Annotated in this window: 1 protein-coding gene; it reads right to left on the bottom strand. The window is 62.6% G+C overall.

The window, feature by feature from the left end:
- Window positions 1–545 (bottom strand): tRNA-dihydrouridine synthase (locus ACWTU8_RS32080; protein ID WP_455851286.1); only part of this gene is annotated, 545 nt, incomplete at its 3' end.
- Between the last annotated feature and the right edge of the window lie 11 nt (window positions 546–556).

Below are 556 nucleotides of genomic sequence, written 5' to 3' on the forward strand. Positions count from 1 at the left end.
ATGTTGGGCGTCAACTTGGTGATGACCGGCATGCGGGTATACTGCTTGCACCAGCGTACCACCATTTCGATATATTCCGGCACCTGGCCGACGGCCGCACCCATGCCGCGCTCCGACATGCCATGCGGGCAGCCGAAATTGAGCTCGATGCCGTCGGCACCGGTCTCCTCGACCAGCGGCAGGATGGCTTTCCAGCTTGCCTCTTCGCAAGGCACCATGATCGATGCGATGAGCGCCCGGTCGGGCCAGTCCATCTTGACCTGCTTCATCTCGCGCAGATTGGTCTGCAGGTCGCGGTCGGTGATCAGCTCGATATTGTTGAGACCGAGCAGGCGCCGGTCGGCGCCCCAGATCGCGCCATAGCGCGGGCCGTTGACGTTGACGACCGGCGGGCCTTCCTCGCCCAGCGTCTTCCACACCACGCCGCCCCAGCCTGCCTTGAAGGCGCGGATGACATTGTAGGCCTTGTCGGTCGGCGGCGCCGAGGCCAGCCAGAACGGATTTGGCGATTTGATGCCTACGAAATTGTTGCTGATATCTGCCATGACAGGTCCCT

Source organism: Mesorhizobium sp. BHbdii (assembly GCF_053848045.1).